Genomic DNA, 21,820 nt, shown 5'->3' on the forward strand with positions numbered 1-21,820 from the left:
AGATGAAGAAAATAATATATTTGGTGGCTGCTTTCCTGTGTATGGCTTGCAGTGACGATCATGGGTCGAACCAAGAGAATGGAGGAGCTTCGGGCAGTGTCACCGAAGTGACTCCGGTAACATCGGATTTAAGTGTGGACCTGTCTACGGATAAGGCTTTCTATAAACCGGGGGAGAAAGTGGTATTTACAGCAGAAGATGCGTTGCCTGCCGGAACTAAAGTTCGTTATCGTCTTTTAGGGGAGGTTGTCGGAGAAGAGTCGGTAAATGGTACCAGTTGGACATGGCAACCGCCTACTACTGATTTCAAAGGATATATGGCGGAACTGTACCGTCAGGAGAATGGTACAGATGTGATTCTCGGTACGATTGCGGTAGATGTATCCAGTGATCCGGCACGTTTTCCCCGTTATGGTTTTGTCGCTGATTTCAGTCGGGAGAAGACGGCTGAAAAGACGCAGGAAGAGATGGCGTATCTGAATCGTCATCACATCAATTGGGTACAGTTTCAGGACTGGCATAATAAACATCACTGGCCGTTGGGCGGTACACGTACGCAGTTGGACGAAGTATATATGGACATCGCTAACCGGGAGGTTTATACAAGTTCTGTGAAGAATTACATTGAAGCGCAGCATCGTTTCGGTATGAAGTCTATGTTTTACAATCTTTGTTTTGGGGCGTTGAAGGATGCCGCTGCGGACGGGGTGAAGGAGGAATGGTATTTGTTTAAGGATGCTTCTCACACTATTAAAGATAGTCATGATCTGCCGGGCGGATGGAAAAGTAATATTTATCTGGTAGATCCTTCTAATAAGGAATGGCAGAAATATTTGAACGAGAGGAATGATGATGTATATGCGAACTTTGCCTTCGACGGCTATCAGATAGACCAGTTGGGACGACGCAGCACGCTTTACAATTACAACGGTATTCCGGTCAATCTGCGTGAGGGATATGCTTCTTTTATTGAAGCGACGAAGCAGGCTCATCCGGACAAGAGTTTGGTGATGAATGCGGTCAGCCGTTACGGTGCCCGTCAGATAGGGGAGACAGGTAAAGTTGATTTCTTCTATAATGAGGTGTGGGCAGATGAGGCTGATTTTACCAATCTGAAAGCCATTCTTTATGAAAATGGAGTATATGGCAATTATCAGTTGAATACGGTTTTTGCAGCTTATATGAATTATAATAAAGCGGATAACCGGGGAGAATTTAATACGCCGGGTATCTTATTGACAGATGCTGTCATGTTTGCTTTGGGTGGTTCGCACCTTGAGTTGGGAGGCGATCACATGTTGTGCAAAGAGTACTTTCCGAATGAGAACCTGACAATGAGCGAAGAACTGAAAACAGCGATGGTTCGTTATTATGATTTCCTGACTTCTTATCAGAATCTGCTTCGTGACGGTGGTACGGAAAATAGTGTTTCCATGAATTGTACCAATGGCGAAATGAGATTGAATAGTTGGCCTCCTCAACAGGGATCGGTTACTACTTATGCCAAGCAGGTAGGTGGCAAGCAAGTGATACATCTTCTTAATTTCTCGCAAGCGAACAGTCTTAGTTGGAGAGATGTGGACGGTACGATGCCGGAACCGGCTTTGATTACAAAAGCGGCTTTGCAAATGAATCTGTCGGCAAAGGTGAATAAGCTGTGGGTAGCGTCGCCGGATGTACACGGAGGAGCTTTGCAGGAATTGGCCTTTACACAGGAGAACGGAGTTGTCTCTTTCACATTGCCTTCCCTGAAATATTGGACGATGATTGTGACTGAATAAAGCGGCTGCTACAGAATAACTAAAATGATAGGTATGATGATTAGATATAGATTATGGGTGTGGGTGTTGTGTCTGATGTTTCCAACATGGGTTTGGGCGGAAAATGAGATACGTACATGCACTTCTTTTACACAGCAGGGACGTCAGGTGACTTTTCACTTGGCGGACAGTGCCGCCTTGCAATTGCAACTTTGCAGCTCTTCCGTCGTGAAAATCTGGTTCTCACCCGATGGGCAATTGCAACGAAGAAATGCTTCGTTTGCAGTGATTAATGAAGAACTGGAAGAGGTAGGAACTATTCATGTGGATGAACAGGCGGCCTGTTACGAGATATTTACTCCGAAGTTGCGTATCCGGGTGAATAAATCTCCGATGAGTCTTCAGATATTCGATAAATATCAGAAACTTCTGTTTAGTGATTATGCCGATAAAGGCCATGTCAGTGAAGGAACGAAGAAGGTGGAATATAAAGTGCTTCGTCGTGACGAGCACTTCTTCGGACTTGGTGAGAAAGCGGGAAAGATGGATCGTCGTGGCGAGTCTTATAAGATGTGGAATAGTGACAAACCTTGTTATAGTGTGGTAGAAGATCCTCTTTACAAGAGTATTCCTTTCTTTATGAGCAATTATCGGTATGGTATTTTTCTTGATAACACCTATAAGACAGAATTCAAATTCGGAACGGAAAGCCGTGATTATTACAGTTTTGAAGCGCCGAACGGGGAAATGGTATATTACTTTATCTTCGGTAAAGACTATAAAGAAATCATCAGCCAATATGTCGGACTGACCGGAAAACCTATCATGCCGCCGAAATGGGCGTTGGGTTTTGCCCAATGCCGCGGTCTGTTGACAAGTGAAAAGTTAAGCCGTGAAATAGCCGAAGGCTACCGGAAACGGGGAATCCCTTGTGATATTATCTATCAGGATATCGGCTGGACAGAATACTTGCAGGATTTCGAATGGCGCAAAGGAAACTATGAAAACCCCAAAAAGATGCTTTCGGATTTGAAGGAGATGGGTTTTAAGGTAGTCGTATCTCAAGACCCGGTAATTGCACAAGCCAATAAAAAACAATGGGAAGAAGCTGACCGCTTAGGCTATTTTGTAAAGGACAATACGAACGGCAAAAGCTACGATATGCCCTGGCCGTGGGGTGGGAACTGCGGAGTGGTGGACTTCACCCTGCCTGCCGTAGCCGACTGGTGGGGGGCTTATCAGCAGAAACCTATTGATGATGGTATCTCCGGCTTCTGGACAGATATGGGCGAACCTGCCTGGAGTAACGAAGAGCAGACGGAACGCCTGGTGATGAAGCACCATTTGGGTATGCACGATGAAATCCATAACGTCTATGGCCTGACCTGGGACAAAGTGGTGAAGGAGCAATTTGAAAAGAGGAATCCGGACCGTCGTGTTTTTCAAATGACTCGTGCTGCTTATGCCGGATTGCAACGTTATACGTTCGGCTGGACGGGTGATAGCGGAAACGGAGACGACGTATTGCAAGGTTGGGGACAATTAGCCAATCAGATTCCTGTAATGCTTTCCGCAGGTTTGGGATTAATCCCATTTTCTTCCTGTGATATTACCGGTTACTGTGGGGATATTGAGGATTATCCGGCTATGGCGGAACTCTATACCCGTTGGATTCAATTCGGTGCATTCAATCCTTTGAGCCGTATTCATCATGAGGGAGATAATCCGGTGGAACCATGGCTTTTCGGACCGGAAGCGGAAAAGAACGCGAAAGCAGCTATCGAACTGAAATATCGTTTGTTACCGTATATCTACACTTACGCCCGCGAAGCGTATGATACAGGATTGCCTATCATGCGGCCTCTATTTCTGGAATATCCAATGGATATGGAAACTTTTTCTACGGATGCCCAATTCATGTTCGGCCGTGAATTACTGGTAGCCCCTGTGGTGAAGAAAGGTGCCCGCACAAAGAACGTGTATCTTCCCGAAGGTACATGGATAGACTACAACAACAAGCAGACAGTCTACACCGGAGAGCAATGGACTACCGTTGACGCTCCCTTGTCCTCTGTTCCTATATTTGTGAAGCAAGGTTCCATCATCCCCACCATGCCGGTGATGAACTACACCCATGAGAAACCGGTATATCCACTTACTTTTGAAATCTTCCCCGCACAGGAAGGTGCACAGGCTGCCTTTACTCTCTACGAAGATGAAGGAGAAGACTTAGGGTACCAGCGTGATGAATTTGTCAAAACACCGATTATTTGCAGCACTCTGGCAAATGGATATAAACTGACCGTCTCTGCCCGTGAAGGAAAAGGATACACTGTCCCCGGTCCGAGAAATCTGTTGTTCCGTATTTATTCTGCGAAAGCCCCGAAAGAGGTAACTGTCAAAGGAAAGAAGATAAAGAAAACTAAACCGGAACGTTTGGAAGAAAATCTGGAGAATGACACGGAATCTGTGGTGTGGAGTTGGGATAAAGAAACAGGTGTCTGTAGTGTGAGAATACCTGATAAAGGTGTTGATGAACAGTTGATGATTACTTTTAAATAAACAGGGAGCTGTTGGCAAGCTAATATTCAGAGTTTTTCTTTCGTTTTATATGGATAATGTGTAGATTCGCACGAAACTCATATCAGAAATGTGTAAGTTATCACATTTCTGATATCAAAAGTGTGATTCATTATGAGAAGCTTTTCCAACCCGCTTACCTGATTCGCTATTCAATGCTGAATTTGAAACAAGATGGTAATTTGATTAATATCCCCCTGTTTTTGGCGGATAAGACAAAAGAACTATTGAAGGATAAAAGTTGAAAGAGCCTTCTGAAGGAATCAATAACCTTCTTAAAAAAGGAATATTTAATCATTGGAAGAAGGACGTGAATTGCAGTTTGGTAAAGAAAAGCAGGAAAATGTCCTGCATTTGTAATTACACGATTCTCTATTTCTGCTGTTTCGAAAATATGCCAATCAAGCTGCGATAGATTTTTGATTATTTTTGTTATTTGGAGAACAGATGCCCGAATAACTAATCATTTTATTGTTTTTTCCTGTCCGATATATTATGGTAAACTAGAGAAAAAAATGTTTCTTAATAGTCCATTTTTATCTTCTTCACCGGGGAACGATAGCTTCCTCGGTGAGGAACAAGTCGATGCACACCGAGGAACACTTCGTTGGTTTTAAAGCAATGAGCGGTTTCTGAATAGAGAAAGATGCATATCCTGTTTGCTTTTATGCAATATTAGGCATCTTTTTGTATGCTCATGCATTTATTTATGCAGTTTATTTTCCGGTTCGTTATTTTCTAATTGGCCATTTCCTTGTATAATATTAAAAATAGAACATTGAAAGTATATATTATCAAGTCGATAAGCAGTTGTTTATTTAAATAAAATAAATTCCTATTACCCTTTTCAAGAAAGTATAATGATTAAGTAATATAGTATTAAAATATTGATTGACAATTGCCTATGTTTGCAACGTTATTTTAAATGGAAATCTAATACACAATAAAGTTGTTATGAGAAAATCAACAAGGATAATTTATTTAAAGATGGTTGCACTAGCTATGGTCACTACATTTTCCACTCTGAATGGTAACATATCTGCCAATACACTTCAGAAAGAACTCCATTCGGGATGGAGGTTTAAACAAGCTCGTCTTTCTAACTGGTATCCTGCTACAGTCCCGGGAGTAGTACACACTGACTTGATTGATAATAAAATCATTGAAGATCCTTTTTATCGCTTAAATGAAAGAGGTGTACAGTGGGTTGATAAGGAAGACTGGATTTATGAAACAACCTTCGATGTAGCACCCGAATTGATGGATAAAAACAATATACGGCTTTATTTTAAAGGGCTTGATACTTATGCGGATGTCTATTTGAATGGAGAAAAGATATTGGAGGCAGACAATATGTTTCGTGAATGGAAACTTCCCGTAAAAGATAAACTGAAAGCAAAGGATAATAAATTAAGGATATATTTCCATTCTCCTATTAAACGGGATATGCCTAAATGGGATGCGCTGCCTTTTCACTATGAGGCAATCAACGACCAGTCGGAGAATGGAGGAGTATTCAATAGAAAGGTTAGTGTTTTTGCCCGTAAGGCAGGCTATCATTATGGTTGGGACTGGGGACCTCGCCTGGTAACTTCTGGTATCTGGAGACCTGTTTTATTAGAAGCATGGGATGATTTGCGGATAGAAAATGTGTTTATCCGGCAAAAAGAGGTTTCTTATAAACATGCCGACATTAGTAATATTGTAGAAATACTAGCCGATAAAGATATTGAGAAGGCTGAAGTTACGGTCAGAGACAATAAGACTGGAAAGATTTATGGTGCTACTGCTACCTGCCTGACAAAAGGATTGAATAAGATTGCTGTAAACTTCTTTATAAAGAATCCTAATTTGTGGTGGAGCAATGGACTTGGAAAAGCCAATCTATATGAATTCCGGACCGAAGTAAAAACAAACGAGCAAAATAAGGACTGTCTTATAACTTCTACAGGAATACGTTCATTAAAAGTTATACGTAAGGAGGATAAAGAGGGAAGATCATTCTATTTTCAACTTAATGGAATACCTGTATTTTCCAAAGGGGCTAATTATATCCCTTGTGATAATTTTCTGCCTCGTGTGACGAAGGAACTGTATGAGAAAACGATCCTGGATGCTGTCAATGCTAATATGAATACTTTGCGTGTGTGGGGTGGAGGGACTTATGAAGATGATTATTTCTACGAATTATGCGATAAATATGGTATTCTTGTGTGGCAGGATTTTATGTTTGCCTGCAGCGTATATCCCTCCGAAGGTGAATTGCTGGAAAATATTCGTCAGGAAGCGATTGATAATGTTCGCCGTTTGCGCAATCACCCTTCTCTTGCTTTATGGTGTGGTAATAATGAATGCCTGGAAGCTTGGTTTGGTTGGAATTGGAAAGAAAACTATGCGAAGCAGAATCCGGAGTATGCCCGGATTATCTGGCAGCAGTATGAAGATCTGTTTCATAAAATGCTACCGGAAGTGGTGACAGAAAATAGCCCTGAAACATTTTATTGGCCTTCGTCGCCCTTCAGTCGTTATGACGGAGTTTCCGAGAATAATAAAGGGGATACGCATTATTGGGCTGTATGGCATGCAAAAAAGCCGATCTCCGAATATAATAAGGTGCGTAGTCGTTTCTTTAGTGAATATGGTTTTCAATCTTTTCCCGAATTTGAGTCGGTCAAAATGTATGCTCCGTACCCTGAAGACTGGGAAATAACTTCCGAGGTAATGATGTCTCATCAACGGGGAGGTGAGTTCGCGAACAAACTGATTGAAGACTATTTGCTGAACGAATATCGCAAACCTAAAGATTTCGAATCATTTCTGTATATGAACCTTGTACTGCAAGGGGATGCTATTAAGACGGCTATTGAAGCACATCGCAGGGATATGCCTTACTGTATGGGGACATTATTTTGGCAACATAATGATTGCTGGCCGGTTGCTTCGTGGTCGAGCCGTGATTACTACGGACGTTGGAAAGCGCAACATTATTTTGCCAAGGCAGCTTTTCGGGACGTGCTTGTATCTCCCATAGTTAATAATGACAGGCTTGATGTATATATTGTATCTGATAGATTAAGGAAAACGAGCGCTATACTGGAACTGGAAGTCTGTGACATGGAAGGAAAGCTTGTTAATTCAATCAGAAGATCGGTAACTATTCCTGCTAATGAAAGTAAAGTCGTTATGTCCCACAGATTGAATTCATTTATAAAATCACAACCGGAAAATCAGCTTGTTATCTCCGCAACCCTTACCGATCAACAAGGAACGATTTACACAAATAATTATTTCTTGACGAAGCAAAAGGAGATGTTATATCCGCAAGTGAATATATCATATCAATTAAAGTCACTGCCTGACGGATATGAATTGACTTTAAAAGCAGACCGTTTTGCAAGAGCTGTATACTTGTCTCTTGATGGAATTGATAATTTCTTTGAAGATAATTATTTCGATTTGATGCCGGGAAAAGATAAGATAGTGAAAGTTCGTACCGATATTTCATATACGGACTTTTCCCGACAGCTAAAAATCAAATCGTTGGTCGATGGATATTAAATAAATGCACTTAATATTTAATCAACATCTGTTGCAGGATTGTACGGTATTCGCTAGGTGTGTTTCCTTTCTTCTTTTTGAATATCCGAATAAAGTTCGATAGATTATTAAATCCGCACGAGTAGCAGATTTCTGCTACCGTGTGTGATGTTTCAGTCAGCATCTGGCAAGCACGGGCCACACGGAGGTTGTTGATATAGTCAATAAAGGTGCAATTTGTTTTCTTTCTGAAGAAATGGCTGAAAGCGGATTCTGACATATTTACCAGAGCTGCTACATCTCCCAGTTTGATAGGTTCTTCAAAATTCTTCTCTATATAGTCGCAGACTTTTGCAATGCGTCTACTTTTTGAGGTACGTATCGTGTCTTTTGTGTCATAGAGATTACTGACTAAAATATGTCTGTCGGCAGTGGAGAGATCATACAAGATAGAGAGAAACTCTAAAACGGTGTGGAAGCCTTGCATCCGGGTAAGCTGGAGAATTTTCTCTTTCATTGCCAGCATGGTGTTTTCAGAAAAGCTAATTCCTTTCTGTGAGTCGAGTAACAGTTGTTTAATCGGGCTGAATAGTCGTTTCTCCAATATTGGAAAATTGAGCAATTTGTCCGAGAACTGAATTGTCACCACATGATTGCCTTCTACAATCTCCCCTTTCCAGGCATGCGGAAGATTGGGGCCAGTCATTACCAAATCCAGATTGTCAAACTTTTCGACTGAATCGCCTACAATTCTTTCTCCATACGTATTCATCACAAGATTAATTTCATAGTCGGAGTGATAATGTACCGGATAATCAAATTTTGCATTGGGATGATTTAAAACGATGAATAAATCATCAGAAGAAATGGGAGTAATTTCCTTTTGAATGTCTTTCATAAGAACTGTATTTAACTTGATACAAATGTACGAATAATAATAATACAAAAACAGGCTATTCAAAAAAGTATAATTATTAAGCAATATAATATCAAAAAACTATCATTATATGCCTTACATTTGCAAAGTGAATCATACTTAATAACTAATTGAATGCTATGGAATCATTTTCTATCGGAACTATTGATATTATAATCGTAGTCGTATATTTGCTATTTATTATATGGTGGGGTGTAAAGAACGGAAAGAGTTCGGATGCTCAATCGTATTTTCTTGCCGGACGTTCCATGCCCTGGTGGGTTGTAGGGTTGTCTCTGTTTGCCGCCAGTATATCCAGTACTACGCTTATCGGGCAATCGGGTGATGCTTATGATACGGGGCTTGCCGTTTTCAATTATAACCTGACCGGTATTGTAGTTATGGTGTTTTTTGCTGTTTTCCTTCTACCTTTATATATAAGGTCGAAGGTTTTTACGATTCCGGAGTTTCTGGAGAAGAGATTTGATAAACGTTCCCGTTACTACTTTTCCGCTATTTGTATTATCGGAAATATTTTTCTGGATGCTGCCGGTGCGCTTTATGCAGCCGCATTAATTATCAAACTGGTATTACCTGAAGCTGATCTTCAGATGATTATTATAGTCTTTGCTATTATTGCAGCTTCATATACAATTCCGGGAGGACTTTCTTCTGCCATTAACGCGGAACTGATACAGGCGGTAGTTTTGATTTTGGGTTCGGTTTTGCTTACCTATTTCTGTTTTCAGCAGGGAGGAAGTTATTTCTATCATTTGTTTGAAAACGATGATATATTGGTGAAGCTGATTCGCCCGTTGTCCGATAATGCCACTCCTTGGTTGGGGCTGATCGTGGGGATGCCCATATTGGGTATTTACTTCTGGGCTAATAATCAGACTTTAGTACAACGTGTTTTGAGTGCCAGAACTATTGATGAAGGTCGGAGAGGTGTTATATTCACAGGTTTTCTCACGATGAGCACATTGTTTATTATCGCTATTCCCGGATTGATTGCCCGTGATTTATTTCCAGGTTTGGATAAACCCGATATGGTATATCCTAATATGGTGATGCAATTAATGCCTATGGGTTTGCTGGGTATTATGCTGGCTGCTCTGTTGTCTGCATTGACTTCTACGATTAGTGCTATCTTGAATTCTACTTCTACTTTGTTTACGATGGACTTTTATGCGAAGTTTAATAAACATGCTGATACAAAAAAGCTGGTATTGGTTGGTAAAATCGCTTCTTGTGTGATTATTCTGTTAGCTGCATTATGGGCGCCTCAAATTGGTAAATTCGGATCTCTTCTAAAATATTATCAGGAAATGCTTTCTTATATTTCTCCTCCTATCGTAGCGGCTTTCCTTCTTGGAATTTTTAATAAGAGAGTGAATGGTGGCGGAGCTTTTATGGGATTGATTCTCGGTCTGGTAGTAGCGGTTCTTTTACTTTTCTTTAAAAATACGGTTTTTGGTGATTTGCACTTTTTGTTGATGGTTCCTTTCTTATTGATATTCAGTATAATGGTGATTTATGTAAGCAGTTTCTTTTATGCGGCTCCGGGTAAAGATAAGCTTACTGACACCACCTTTTCTTTTAGCGATCTGAAAGAAGAATATGTAACCTTGAAAACAGTAGTCTGGTATAAGAACTATCAGGTATGGGCAGGGGTGTTACTTGCGTTAAGCGTATTGATTTGGATTATTTTTCAATAAAATAAATAGAATATATGAAATTAAAGAAATTTGAAGGAAACCCGATTCTTTCTCCGTCGGAAAAGAATGATTGGGAATCTTTGGTGACTTGTAATCCTGGCGTGTTCTATGATAACGGCATGTTTTATATGTTATATCGTGCTGCAGGTAATGATAGAGAACATGTTATCCGCTTGGGATTGGCTACGAGCAGGGATGGGTTTTATTTTGAAAGACACTCGGATCGGCCGGCTTTTTCTCCGAGTGTCGATGGGCCTGATTCCGGATGTGTGGAAGATCCTCGTATTGTGAAGTTTGATGGTGAGTATTATATTACTTATGCCTATCGGCCGGTACCACCCGGGCAGTATTGGAAGTTTGGGCATGATGAAGTTTTACTTCCTGAATGTGGTAAGTATGCTCCTGCAGCTATTGCTAAGAATTTAGGTAATACTGGGCTGGCTGTTACTACAGATTTTTGCCATTTTCGCCGTTTGGGACGTCTGACTTCGCCGGTGCTTGATGATCGCGATGTGATTCTTTTTCCCGAGAAGGTAAACGGACAATTTGTTATGTTACATCGCCCCAAGCAGTATATTGGCGAAAAATTTGGTGTAGAATACCCTTCTATCTGGATAAAGTTTTCGGATGATTTATTAGATTGGGAGGGTAAGGAAAGCCATCTTCTTCTGACAGGACGTGAAAATACTTGGGAGGAAAAGATTGGTGGAAGTACTCCTCCCTTGAAAACGGACAAGGGTTGGTTGATGCTCTATCATGGTGTGGAGCATGGCGGAAAAGGGTATTATAGGGTGGGGGCTTTATTGCTCGACTTGGATAACCCTCTGAAAATACTAGCCAAAACGCATGAATCAATTCTCGAACCGGAAGAGGACTTCGAGATAAACGGGTATTATAACGGTTGTGTATTCCCTACGGGAAATGTGATTGTGGATGATACGCTCTTTGTGTATTATGGTAGTGCGGATAAGTATGTCTGCGTGGCTACCTGCTCTGTAAATGAACTGCTCTCTTACTTGTTGACCGACTGCAAGGTGTAATTAACTGAATCTCCTTTATCTTTTAGTCTTTTAATGTGATGTGTATACACTGTTTATGTGTACATTGGGGAGGTTGCTATGCGAAAAATAGATAATCATAGATTAAATCGTTCAAAAAAGTATAATAATAGAGTAAATAGTGCGAATGAAAATGAAAGGTTATAGTCTATATTTGTATTATCAAATTATCAGTAAAGAATTCAACGCTTAAATTTTATATTATGATGAATAAACAGAAAAAACGGCTTGGTAGCATGTCACTCTGCAAAGTTGTGTTGATATGCCTTTTTTTGTCCGTATTTTCTACCGCATGGGCTGCGGTAGAGCAAACATCTTCCAAGATTACTGTGACTGGAGTGGTTAAAGATGTACAAGGTGAGCCTCTGATAGGAGCTACTATTAAAATTAAAGGTTCGGCTGTAGGAACAGTCAGTGATTTTGATGGGAATTACTCTCTGGCCAATGTGCCGGTGAATGGGGTTTTAGAGTTTTCTTATGTAGGTATGAATAGTATAGAAATATCGGTTTCCGGAAAAAAGGTGGTAAATGCGGTACTTAGTGATGCTACTCAATTACTTGATCAGGTGGTGGTCATTGGGTACGGGTCGGTGAAAAAGAGTGATTTGACGGGATCGGTTGCGACGGTAAAGCCGGAGGCATTAAGTGATATACCGGCTAATTCTGTTGAAGGATTGTTGCAGGGGCGTGCGGCTGGTGTACAAGTAATCAATTCGTCACAGGATCCGGGAGCCGGATCAACGGTTCGTATTCGTGGTAATAGTTCGCTGCGCGGATCCAATTCACCTTTGATTGTGGTAGATGGTTTTCCATTGGGAGATGCCGGTGATTTGAAACAGATTAATACCGATGATATTGTTTCAATGGAAGTATTAAAAGATGCTTCTGCTTCTGCAATTTATGGTTCCAGAGGTGCTAATGGAGTTATAATTGTAACCACTCGAAGGGCGAAAGAAGGAACTACGACGGTATCTGTCAAACAGCAGCTCACTTTCTCCGAATTTTCTTCCAAACTGGATTTGTGGAGAGACCCGGTGATGATGGCAATGTTGAACAATGAGGGACGTGTGAATGGTGGATTACAGCCGCTCTATATCGGTGCAAATAATTCTGCCGGTGTTTATTACCCGTCTATTGAGGAGCTTCAGACTACTTGGACAACCAATACCCGTTGGGATGAATTAGTGTTTAGAGATGCGCCTGTGTCTAATAATACAACAGTTTCTGTCTCCAGTGCTAACGAGAAGACGAGTTTTAACTTGAGTGCTAATTATTATACGGACCAGGGAATGTATATTGATGATGATTATAGTAAAGGGGGGTATAATCTGAATGTCAGTCATAAGATATATAAGAACTTTACGATTCGTGCATCCAATATTCTATATCTTGGCAACCGTAATAACAATGGCGGAATGGCGTATTGGAGAAATCCGATTTATCCTGTGTATAATGAAGACGGAACTTATTATCAGACTACTGCTCAAGATTATAGTCATCCTATCGCTATTCGCGAGCATAAAAAGGATAAAACCAAAATGCTGGATGTTATCTCATCCGGGGCTTTTGAATGGCAAGTGATACCGCAACTTCGTCTCACAAGCCAGTTGAATTATAAATATGGAAAATCTACCAACGACCAGTATCTGCCACAGAAATACACCCAAGTCGGTACGGAGAATCGTGGTAGGGGAGTCATTGGTAACACAGAGAATCAAAATTTTGTTTCCGAAACATTTGCCAATTACTTTCAAATGTTCGGCAAACATGAAGTGGGCGCCATGGTAGGTCATTCTTACGAGTGGTATCAATATCGTGATTCGTATCTGACTGCTAATGGTTTTGTGAATGAAGCATTGGGAAATGAGAATATGGGAGCCGGAGAGAAAGCGAACAATATTATTTCCAACGGGTTCTCGAAAAGTAAACTGGTTTCCGGAATGGCCCGTCTGAATTACACTTATGATAATAAGTATTTGCTTACTGCCACTTTTCGTGCCGACGGTTCTTCTAAATTCGGTAAGAATAACAAGTGGGGGTATTTCCCTTCCGGAGCTATCAGCTGGAAAGCTCACGAAGAGAAGTTTATAAAGAAACTAAATACATTTGATGAATTGAAGTTTCGTTTAAGTTACGGTATTTCGGGAAATCAGGGAATCAGTCCTTATCAGACTCTTAGCCGTTATGGAACGACTAAATATTACCATCAGGGACAATGGCTGACTGCTATCGGTCCCGGGTATGAGTCAGGGCAGTCCGGGCAAGACGGAATCTGGAAAATTTGGAGTGGAATTCCTAATCCGGATCTGAAATGGGAGACAACTGCGCAATGGGACTTTGGTATTGATATGGCTTTCTTTAACAGAAGACTTCGCGTCACTTTGGATATTTACAATAAAGAGACGTCTGATCTGTTGAGAGAAAGAAACCTAGCCCTTTCTTCCGGTTATGACCGCATGTGGGTGAATGATGGTAAGATTCGCAACCGGGGATTTGAAGTAACGATTGACGGAGTTATGGTAGATAAAAAAGATTGGAGCTTGAATGGAACTTTTATATTCTCTATGAACCGTAACAAGGTGCTTGATTTGGGAAGTAGTGTCGAATCAGGTTTATTGAAAGATGCCCGTACGGGAATGGAATATGAAGTTGTCGGTAACTTGAGTGAACAGTATCGCTCTTATACTAATATACTTGCTATTGGCCAACCGATCAATGTCTTTTATGGATATAAATGTGATGGAATTATTCAGACTTTGCCGGAAGGACTTAACGCAGGATTGTCGGGAGAAGATGCTATGCCGGGAGAATTCAAATATGTCAATACGTATGATGGGGACGGGACACAAGGTGTTGTGAATGAAAACGATAAATGTATTATCGGTGATCCTAATCCTGATTTTACGGCAAGTCTGAATCTTTCTTTCCGTTGGAAGAAACTGGATGCGAGTATTTTCCTGAATGGTGTGTTTGGGAATGATGTGTTGAACACCAAGACTTTTGGTGATCCGCATAATGCCGCACTCCGTTGGACACCTGACAACCCGACTAACAAATATCCCAGTCTGCGTGACGGACGTCAGACTCGCTTTTCTGACTATTGGATAGAAGACGGCTCTTTTGTGAGAATTCAGAATCTGACAGTAGGGTATACCTTTGATTTGCCTAAACAGAAAGTGTTTGCCTCGAAAATACGCCTATATATGAATGCTTCCAATTTATATACATTTACCAAGTTCGACGGGTATGATCCGGAAGTCGGGCAAAACGGAATTTATTCCGGTGGGTATCCTCGCTTGAGGAAATGGACAGTAGGTCTTGATATAACATTCTAAATTAAATGATATGAAAAAGAATATATACACTTTCATTTTAATAAGCTGTATCCTGGGCTTTTCCGGTTGCAGTCTTGATGAAGAGCCTTACGGATTCTATTCCGAAGATAACTTCTATAAAACAGAGGGGGATGCAATGGCAGCTATTCATTACGCTTATGCTACTCTTACCTATATCGAGTATTCACGTGCTCTTTATTTCATCGGTGATATGCCTACTGAAATTATGACTACTAAAGGAGATGCCTCCGTTGATAATCGTGCCTTGAATCTGTGGAGAATTGATAACTTTGATACCAATGCTACTTTGGTCAATTTCTTTAAATACTCATTCATCGCTATTAATCGGGCGAATGCTGTCATTAAGAAGATGCCGGGTACGGATATTGATTCCAAGCTAAAGGATCAGTATTTGGGTGAAGCTTATTTTTTACGTGCATACAATTACTTCTGTCTTTCACGTAACTTCGGTTTGGTACCGATGCATTATGGAGTAGTGGAGACACTGTCGCAAACGGGTACTCCTTTGGCAAATAATATGGATGAGATTTATGATTTGATGATTGACGATTGTAAAAAAGCGGAAGAATTGTTGCCTGTATACGCTGCCCCCATAATGGGACGTATCGATAGAGTCGGTGCACAGGCTTTGTTAGCTAAAATCTATTTATATGCAGCTTCTGCCAAAGCAAATAATGTGCCTTTATACAAGGAAATGGCGAAAGATGTCAATTCTCTCTATCAAGATGCTATGACTTATGCCGGAAGAGCATTAGGATTGGATCCGGATTATCCGCAGAATACGTATGGTTTTGAAAGTGATTTGCTCAAGATTTATGATGTAGAGAACTTTGCCGGTAAAGAAAATATTTTCTTGATGTCTATGGATAGAACGGGAGAGGCAGAAGGACAATATTCTAAGATATCCAAAATGTTCCTTCCTTATATTGAGGGTGCTACTATCTGGATCAAGCAAGGAGACAAGGATGAATATATAAAATCTCATGACGGTTGGGGAGAATATCGTACGGAAATGAATTTCTATAATGAGTTTGATGGAAACGATTTGCGTAAGAAAGATCTCATTGTGGACAAGGTGTATAATGAAGATGGAACGGTAAAAGCGGAATGGAAACCGGATGGCGGTGATTTTGAGTACCCCTTCTGCCGAAAATACATCGATCCCAAATTTGATGGGGATAAGACTAGTACACGCCCCTTTCTCATTCGTTTTACTGACATTGCTATGGTGTATGCCGAAGCTGCCGGCCCGACTACCAAAGCTTATGAACTGATAAACTTTATCAGACATAGGGCAGGATTGGGGGATTTGACTCCAGGATTGCCGATAGATGAATTCCGGGAGAAAGTATATGAAGAACGTAAGTTTGAAATGGCTTTTGAAGGAGATCGTATGTACGATATTCGTCGTTGGGGCAGGATTGGAGAAATCAAAGAAGTGAAGGATGCCGGACTAAATGAAAGTCAATATTCTTTCTATCCGTTGCCGCAAACCGAGATTAATCTTAATCCAAGTTTAAGAGAATAATAAAAAATCGTGAGCTATGAATAAACTATTAAAATACACACTGTTTATCCTTTGTATGGGGGTAATGCAATCTTGTGTGAAAGACATGCAGGATGATTTGAATGATGGAGGATGGAATAACGAGAGGTCTGTAACGAGTCTTAAATTCAAGAACCAGGTGGGACAGGCTGAAATTGAACGCATTGATGATACAACCGGGGAAGTTACCGTAACCCTTAATGTGGGGGCTATTCCTGATTTGTCGAAAGTTGAAATAGAATCTATCGAATTGTCGTATCAAGCCACAGCTTCTGCAGGTAAAGGCAGTACATTGGATTTTAGTAATCCGGAGCGAAAATCGGTTCTTACTGTAACTTCCGCAACTGGAAAAACACGTGAATATATGATCTATGTGAATGAATTCCGTGAAAGTCTGGAAGGTACATGGTCGATTAATAATTTGATTATTTATGGTGGTACAGGTCCGGAATGGGGTGGCGGAAGAGTTTATCCGTTTATGGACAAATCATGGTGCTGGTATGATGAATATTCCCCGGAAAAAGAGTATGACAATACACTGACCTTTATTATGGAGAATATCACAGATGATGGAAACACATCCGGGAAATGTATAAATGCTGCCGGGCCTGACGGGAAATATGCAGATTTTATATTTAAAGGTTCTTCTAATCCGGCAGATAAGACGGATATTGATCTGAAGAAGTATTATCGGAAAATCCCAGTAGGAGAGAGCCGTTGGATTCGTAATTACAGTTTAGGTACCATTACTTTTATTGATTCGGACGGAAATGAATCGACTGCCGTACTCGAAAATCCGGGAACTTATACATTATTCCAGGGGGGAGGTTATACCAATACGGTAACTTTGCCGAATAATGCTTTCTCTTTCCAAATCAATGGTGTGGATGAGTGGACTTATATTTATACTGATTATGATGTGTTTGCTAAACAGGCACGTAAGTTCTTTGTACTCGTGACAAAAAATGAGGATTAACTAATGGATGATAAAATATGAAGAAATACTTCTTTATTTTTATAGTTGCCTTTTTTGCATCCTGTTCTCCGGTAGAACAGGATGTAATAATCACCATAGATACGGAAACGGTGCTAAATGATTGCTATATAGGTAATGGGGCGCAATGGGATCCTTATCAACTGGATTATGGCAAAGGTAAACTAACTATTTCGGAAGCCGATTGGGAGAAACTGTATGACAGACTTGATTTTATGCGTCCGCAGTTTATTCGTATCATGATTAATACTTCTTCGTTTGTTGACCAGGGGAGATTGGTGCCGGAACGGGGGATGGAAGTATTATCCAAAATGTTAGACTACTGCCAGAGTCGTAATGTGACTGTCATGTTCGGAGATTGGGGATGGAGTGTCATTCGTGCCCGCGAAGCAGAGATTGACAGTCAAAGTCTTCGTCACGCAGCTGCCTTGGTTGATTATCTGGTTCATAATAAAGGATATTCTTGTATCCGCTATTACAATCTGGTGAATGAGCCGAATGGTTATTGGGCTGCCACTAATAAGAGTTTTCCTCTTTGGGCATCATCTGTCCGGCAGTTTTATCAATATATGAAAGAATTTGACCTGATCGGAGAAGTTGGTATCGTCGGTCCGGATATTGCCATCTGGGATAAAGCGGAGACAGGATGGATGGATAGCTGTGCAGTGCAGTTGAACGAACAAATAGAACTTTACGATATCCATACTTATCCGTCTAAAGTCACCGTTAATTCTGGAGAATATGCAGATATTATTGCTGCCTATAAAGAGAAGATTCCTGAAGGAAAGAAAATCGTGATGGGAGAAATTGGTTTTAAATTTGTGGAAAAGGCTGATTCTTTGTATCAGAAGGAGAATATTCGTAGAGCAGGGAGTAAAGTTAACGCCTCGTTGGAAGATTCGCAGATGTTTGTTTATGATTATATGTATGGAACAGATATGGCAGATGCTCTTATTCAAACTGTCAATACTGGTTTTTCAGGTTCCATTGCCTGGATGCTGGATGATGCCATGCACTCTAATGAAGCACCTGACAAACTGAAGATTTGGGGATTCTGGAATATATTCGGTGAAGAATGTTTCGGAGCAGAAGAGGAAAACGTCCGTCCGTGGTATTATGCCTGGTCGTTACTGACCAGGTATATGCCTGCCGGAACTGCGGTTTATAGAACAGACACCACCGGAGAGCCTTTCGTAAAGGCTGCCGTATCAGGAAAAGATGGGAAATATATGATTGCTTTGGTGAATGTTTCTGATAGTCCGAAAACGGTAAAACTAAAAAGTAATGTTCTTTCTTCTCTGTCAGGTTGTAAAAAGTTCATCTATTCGGACGGTACGTTGAAACAGAAAGGAGATTGTCTCCTTTTGCCGAATGATGAGAACTTGATTCTTCACCTTGAGAAAGGAGAAACAGTGACTATGCCGGCAGAATCACTGATAGTGTATACTAATTACGATTATTAAAAACAGAATGATGAATTTAAAAACAATAATAGGAACTTTTGTGGTGGGGATGTTGCTTGTTTCATGTACGCACTCTGACAACCGGCTGACAGTGAATGTATCTCAAGAGGTTGTTACTTCCGGTTACATAGGAAATGGTGTGGAGTGGGATCCTTACGATGAAGCCGAGTCATGGGGAGCCTCCGTTTCTGACGAAGACTGGCAGAAACTGTTTAAACGCCTTGACTTTATGCGTATGGGCTATGTGCGTTGTATGATTAACAGTCCTTTTCGTTATTATGATCCGCAGACGGGAAAGTATGATAAAACACGTAATATAGCGTCACTTTCCCGCTTGTTGCAGTATTGTACGGATCATAATATTGTGGTGATGTATGGTGAATATAATCCCCCTACTTGGGCTATGAAGGATGAACAATGTTGGGTGGATATGTCTGTCGATTACCTGAATTATCTGGTCAATGATCTTGGCTTTTCCTGTATCAAATATTTTGTGATCTTTAATGAACCTGATGGGAATTGGGCTTCAACTGACGGTGACTACGACCTGTGGAAATCCATGTTACTCCGTTTTGCGGATAAGATGAAAGAATATCCCGGACTAGACGGCAAAGTGAAGTTTGCCGGCCCTGATGCAGTCGTTGATTACAAGAATCCGTCTTCTCCATTTGACGCGGCAGGCTGGGTGAAACAGGCGGCCACCGACTTGGATTCGCACATCGGTATTTACGATATTCATGCCTATCCCGGACAACATGAAGTACGTTCTGGGCAATATGCGGAGATTCTGGCTCGCTATAAGGAATTTATTCCTGCTGGTAAAAAGATTGTGTTGGGAGAGGCCGGTTACAAATATTGGCGTGAAGCAGATTCGTTGTTAATGAAAGAGTATAACCGGCGTGTCGAAGGTCATCCGTTTACTAAAGGTACAGATTCTAATATGTTGGTATACGACTATTTTTATGGTCTTGATATGCCATTGCTCTGTATGGAGGTAATGAATGGAGGATATTCGGGAATAGCTGCCTGGATGTTGGATGACGCAATGCACAGTAGCGGTGATTCTGGTAAGACGGAAGATATTAAGTTGTGGGGAATGTGGAATATCTTAGGAGAAGAAGTCTTCGATGACCCTTCGCAGGAAGAAATCCGTCCGTGGTATTACACTTGGTCATTGATGTGCCGTTATTTTCCGACTGGTTCTAATATCCTTAAAACAACGCTTGATCGCACGAAAGGTGTTTATGCGGCTGCTGGAGAATATCAAGGAAAATATGTTTTTGCTGCCGTTAATATAGGAGACGAGGATCGATCTTTGGATATTTCTTTGCCTGCTGCTCTCGAGAATGTTTCTTTATATGTATATGAAGAAGGGAATAGGCAAACTAACAATGAAGGACACCCCGTTCCTGTCCAGACAGGATTAACTGTTGATGGAACTTATCAGACTATCCTCAAGGCTCAAAGTTTTATTTTATTAACGAATATAGATTAAAAGACAGATAATTATGAAAAAGCAAATCAATATACTTTTGGTCGGATTAGCATCCGTCTTTATGAGTTGTAGCGATGTGGAAGAGGTATCGGCGCTTTATCCGGAATATGAAGAAGTGAAAGAACTCTCCATTGTAGATAAAAATGCGACTTCCGAGACTAAAGCCTTGTATTCGAATCTTTGGGCTATTCAGTCAAAAGGTTTCATGTTCGGACATCATGATGATCTTTGGTATGGTCGTAAATGGTATAATGAGGAAGGACGCTCCGACACTCATGATGTTTGTGGTGACTATCCGGCAGTTTTCAGTTTTGATGTTGCTGAAATAATGGATGATCGTTATCAGAACCCGGAAAATGAAATCCGTAAAAGAGTCGCTTTAGAGGCTTATGAGCGTGGCGAGGTACTTATTGCATGTGCACATCTGAATAATCCGTTGACCGGAGGTGATTCATGGGATAATTCCAGTAATGAGGTTGTGAAGGAGATTCTTAAAGAGGGAAGTCCTACACATCTTAAATTTAAAACTTGGCTGGATCGTTTGGCGAATTTTGCACTGAATTTGAAAGGTAAGAATGGTGAATTGGTTCCGGTCATTTTCCGCCCTTATCATGAGCATACCCAAACATGGTCGTGGTGGGGGAGTTCATGTACGACTAGTGATGAATTTACTTCCTTTTGGAAATTTACAGTCAATTATTTGCGGGACACAAAAAATGTGCATAACCTTATTTATGCGATTTCCCCGCAAATAGATTCTGTGCAGGGACGTGAGAACTTTCTATTTAGATGGCCCGGTAATGACTATGTAGATTTTTTAGGAATGGATTCTTATCATGGTTTGAGTCCGGTTGTGCTGACTACCAATATGAATACCTTGTCTCGTCTGTCAAAAGAACTGAAAAAACCGTGTGGGGTTACAGAAACCGGAGTAGAGGGTATTCAACGTGATGGTGTTCCGGAGAAAAACTATTGGACACAGCAAATCCTTACCCCTGTTACAGGACAGTTTGTCAGCATGATTGTGATGTGGAGAAACAAATATGATCCTAGTGAAAGTGAGTCGCATTTCTACTCTGTTTTTAAAGGGCATGCCTCTGAAAAGAGTTTTATAAAGATGTATGAAAGTCCGGTTTCGCTTTTCTCTGCCGATTTGCCGGATATGTATACAATGGCTGAAGGAATGAATGTGAAATGATAAACGCGGGTGTTATCGCTTTTTATATAAGAATTAGTCTTATGTATACAGAAGACTAGTTTTCTAGCTGAATAACTTTATTCGTCTGACAACTGTATACTTTTTGTCTGACAGTTGTTAGACGAAAGTTCAACAGTCGTCAGACGAATAATTTTTTGCATGAACAGAATTAGCTGTATGTAGAAGGACTATTTCTTAT

12 protein-coding genes are annotated in these 21,820 nt (G+C 40.8%); 11 read left to right on the forward strand and 1 reads right to left on the reverse strand.

Annotation, left to right across the window (positions count from 1 at the left end; translation table 11 throughout):
* Nucleotides 1-2 precede the first annotated feature (2 nt).
* The 3 genes from BSAG_RS09900 (at nt 3) to BSAG_RS09890 (ending at nt 7,898) form a co-directional block, all read left to right on the forward strand.
* Complete coding sequence (locus tag BSAG_RS09900) at nt 3-1,781, forward strand: glycoside hydrolase family 66 protein (protein ID WP_004317415.1); 1,779 nt, start codon at nt 3-5, stop codon at nt 1,779-1,781.
* Nucleotides 1,782-1,817: 36 nt separating this feature from the next.
* Complete coding sequence (locus BSAG_RS09895; protein ID WP_008997588.1) at nt 1,818-4,322, forward strand: glycoside hydrolase family 31 protein; 2,505 nt, start codon at nt 1,818-1,820, stop codon at nt 4,320-4,322.
* 1,005 nt (nt 4,323-5,327) lie between these two features.
* Nucleotides 5,328-7,898: a beta-mannosidase gene (locus BSAG_RS09890; protein ID WP_008997589.1), complete on the forward strand. Its 2,571-nt coding sequence runs from the start codon at nt 5,328-5,330 to the stop codon at nt 7,896-7,898.
* Nucleotides 7,899-7,908: 10 nt separating this feature from the next.
* On the opposite strand, the gene BSAG_RS09885 is transcribed toward BSAG_RS09890, so the two are convergent.
* The gene (locus tag BSAG_RS09885; protein WP_004317421.1) at nt 7,909-8,775 is read right to left on the reverse strand and encodes an AraC family transcriptional regulator; all 867 of its coding nucleotides are present in this window, start codon (nt 8,773-8,775) and stop codon (nt 7,909-7,911) included.
* Nucleotides 8,776-8,933: 158 nt separating this feature from the next.
* On the opposite strand from BSAG_RS09885, the gene BSAG_RS09880 reads away from it, so the two are divergent.
* The 8 genes from BSAG_RS09880 (at nt 8,934) to BSAG_RS09845 (ending at nt 21,621) form a co-directional block, all read left to right on the forward strand.
* The gene (locus BSAG_RS09880) at nt 8,934-10,511 is read left to right on the forward strand and encodes a sodium:solute symporter (protein WP_004317423.1); all 1,578 of its coding nucleotides are present in this window, start codon (nt 8,934-8,936) and stop codon (nt 10,509-10,511) included.
* Between the two features lie 14 nt (nt 10,512-10,525).
* Nucleotides 10,526-11,551, forward strand: a complete 1,026-nt coding sequence (locus tag BSAG_RS09875; RefSeq protein ID WP_008018960.1) for a glycosidase — start codon at nt 10,526-10,528, stop codon at nt 11,549-11,551.
* Nucleotides 11,552-11,775: 224 nt separating this feature from the next.
* Complete coding sequence (locus BSAG_RS09870) at nt 11,776-14,904, forward strand: SusC/RagA family TonB-linked outer membrane protein (protein WP_008770515.1); 3,129 nt, start codon at nt 11,776-11,778, stop codon at nt 14,902-14,904.
* Nucleotides 14,905-14,914: 10 nt separating this feature from the next.
* On the forward strand, nt 14,915-16,453 hold the full coding sequence (locus tag BSAG_RS09865) for a RagB/SusD family nutrient uptake outer membrane protein (protein ID WP_004317432.1): 1,539 nt from the start codon (nt 14,915-14,917) through the stop codon (nt 16,451-16,453).
* Between the two features lie 16 nt (nt 16,454-16,469).
* Nucleotides 16,470-17,447: a hypothetical protein gene (locus BSAG_RS09860; protein WP_004317434.1), complete on the forward strand. Its 978-nt coding sequence runs from the start codon at nt 16,470-16,472 to the stop codon at nt 17,445-17,447.
* Between the two features lie 17 nt (nt 17,448-17,464).
* Nucleotides 17,465-18,928, forward strand: coding sequence for a hypothetical protein (locus BSAG_RS09855; RefSeq protein ID WP_004317436.1), 1,464 nt, complete (start codon nt 17,465-17,467; stop codon nt 18,926-18,928).
* 10 nt (nt 18,929-18,938) lie between these two features.
* On the forward strand, nt 18,939-20,423 hold the full coding sequence (locus tag BSAG_RS09850) for a hypothetical protein (RefSeq protein WP_008019539.1): 1,485 nt from the start codon (nt 18,939-18,941) through the stop codon (nt 20,421-20,423).
* A 13-nt stretch (nt 20,424-20,436) separates the two neighbouring features.
* Nucleotides 20,437-21,621, forward strand: a complete 1,185-nt coding sequence (locus tag BSAG_RS09845; RefSeq protein WP_004317441.1) for a glycoside hydrolase family 26 protein — start codon at nt 20,437-20,439, stop codon at nt 21,619-21,621.
* Nucleotides 21,622-21,820 lie beyond the last annotated feature (199 nt).

The sequence above is a fragment of the Bacteroides sp. D1 genome (assembly GCF_000157095.2).
In the GTDB taxonomy this organism is placed as follows: Bacteria; Bacteroidota; Bacteroidia; order Bacteroidales; family Bacteroidaceae; genus Bacteroides; species Bacteroides xylanisolvens.

What these genes read in the sequence shown, in the direction of transcription:
- BSAG_RS09900 (WP_004317415.1), top strand. Translation starts at nt 3, where the DNA reads ATGAAGAAAATAATATATTTGGTGGCTGCTTTCCTGTGTATGGCTTGC.
- BSAG_RS09895 (WP_008997588.1), top strand. Translation starts at nt 1,818, where the DNA reads ATGATTAGATATAGATTATGGGTGTGGGTGTTGTGTCTGATGTTTCCA.
- BSAG_RS09890 (WP_008997589.1), top strand. Translation starts at nt 5,328, where the DNA reads ATGGTTGCACTAGCTATGGTCACTACATTTTCCACTCTGAATGGTAAC.
- BSAG_RS09885 (WP_004317421.1), bottom strand. Translation starts at nt 8,775, where the DNA reads ATGAAAGACATTCAAAAGGAAATTACTCCCATTTCTTCTGATGATTTA.
- BSAG_RS09880 (WP_004317423.1), top strand. Translation starts at nt 8,934, where the DNA reads ATGGAATCATTTTCTATCGGAACTATTGATATTATAATCGTAGTCGTA.
- BSAG_RS09875 (WP_008018960.1), top strand. Translation starts at nt 10,526, where the DNA reads ATGAAATTAAAGAAATTTGAAGGAAACCCGATTCTTTCTCCGTCGGAA.
- BSAG_RS09870 (WP_008770515.1), top strand. Translation starts at nt 11,776, where the DNA reads ATGAATAAACAGAAAAAACGGCTTGGTAGCATGTCACTCTGCAAAGTT.
- BSAG_RS09865 (WP_004317432.1), top strand. Translation starts at nt 14,915, where the DNA reads ATGAAAAAGAATATATACACTTTCATTTTAATAAGCTGTATCCTGGGC.
- BSAG_RS09860 (WP_004317434.1), top strand. Translation starts at nt 16,470, where the DNA reads ATGAATAAACTATTAAAATACACACTGTTTATCCTTTGTATGGGGGTA.
- BSAG_RS09855 (WP_004317436.1), top strand. Translation starts at nt 17,465, where the DNA reads ATGAAGAAATACTTCTTTATTTTTATAGTTGCCTTTTTTGCATCCTGT.
- BSAG_RS09850 (WP_008019539.1), top strand. Translation starts at nt 18,939, where the DNA reads ATGAATTTAAAAACAATAATAGGAACTTTTGTGGTGGGGATGTTGCTT.
- BSAG_RS09845 (WP_004317441.1), top strand. Translation starts at nt 20,437, where the DNA reads ATGAAAAAGCAAATCAATATACTTTTGGTCGGATTAGCATCCGTCTTT.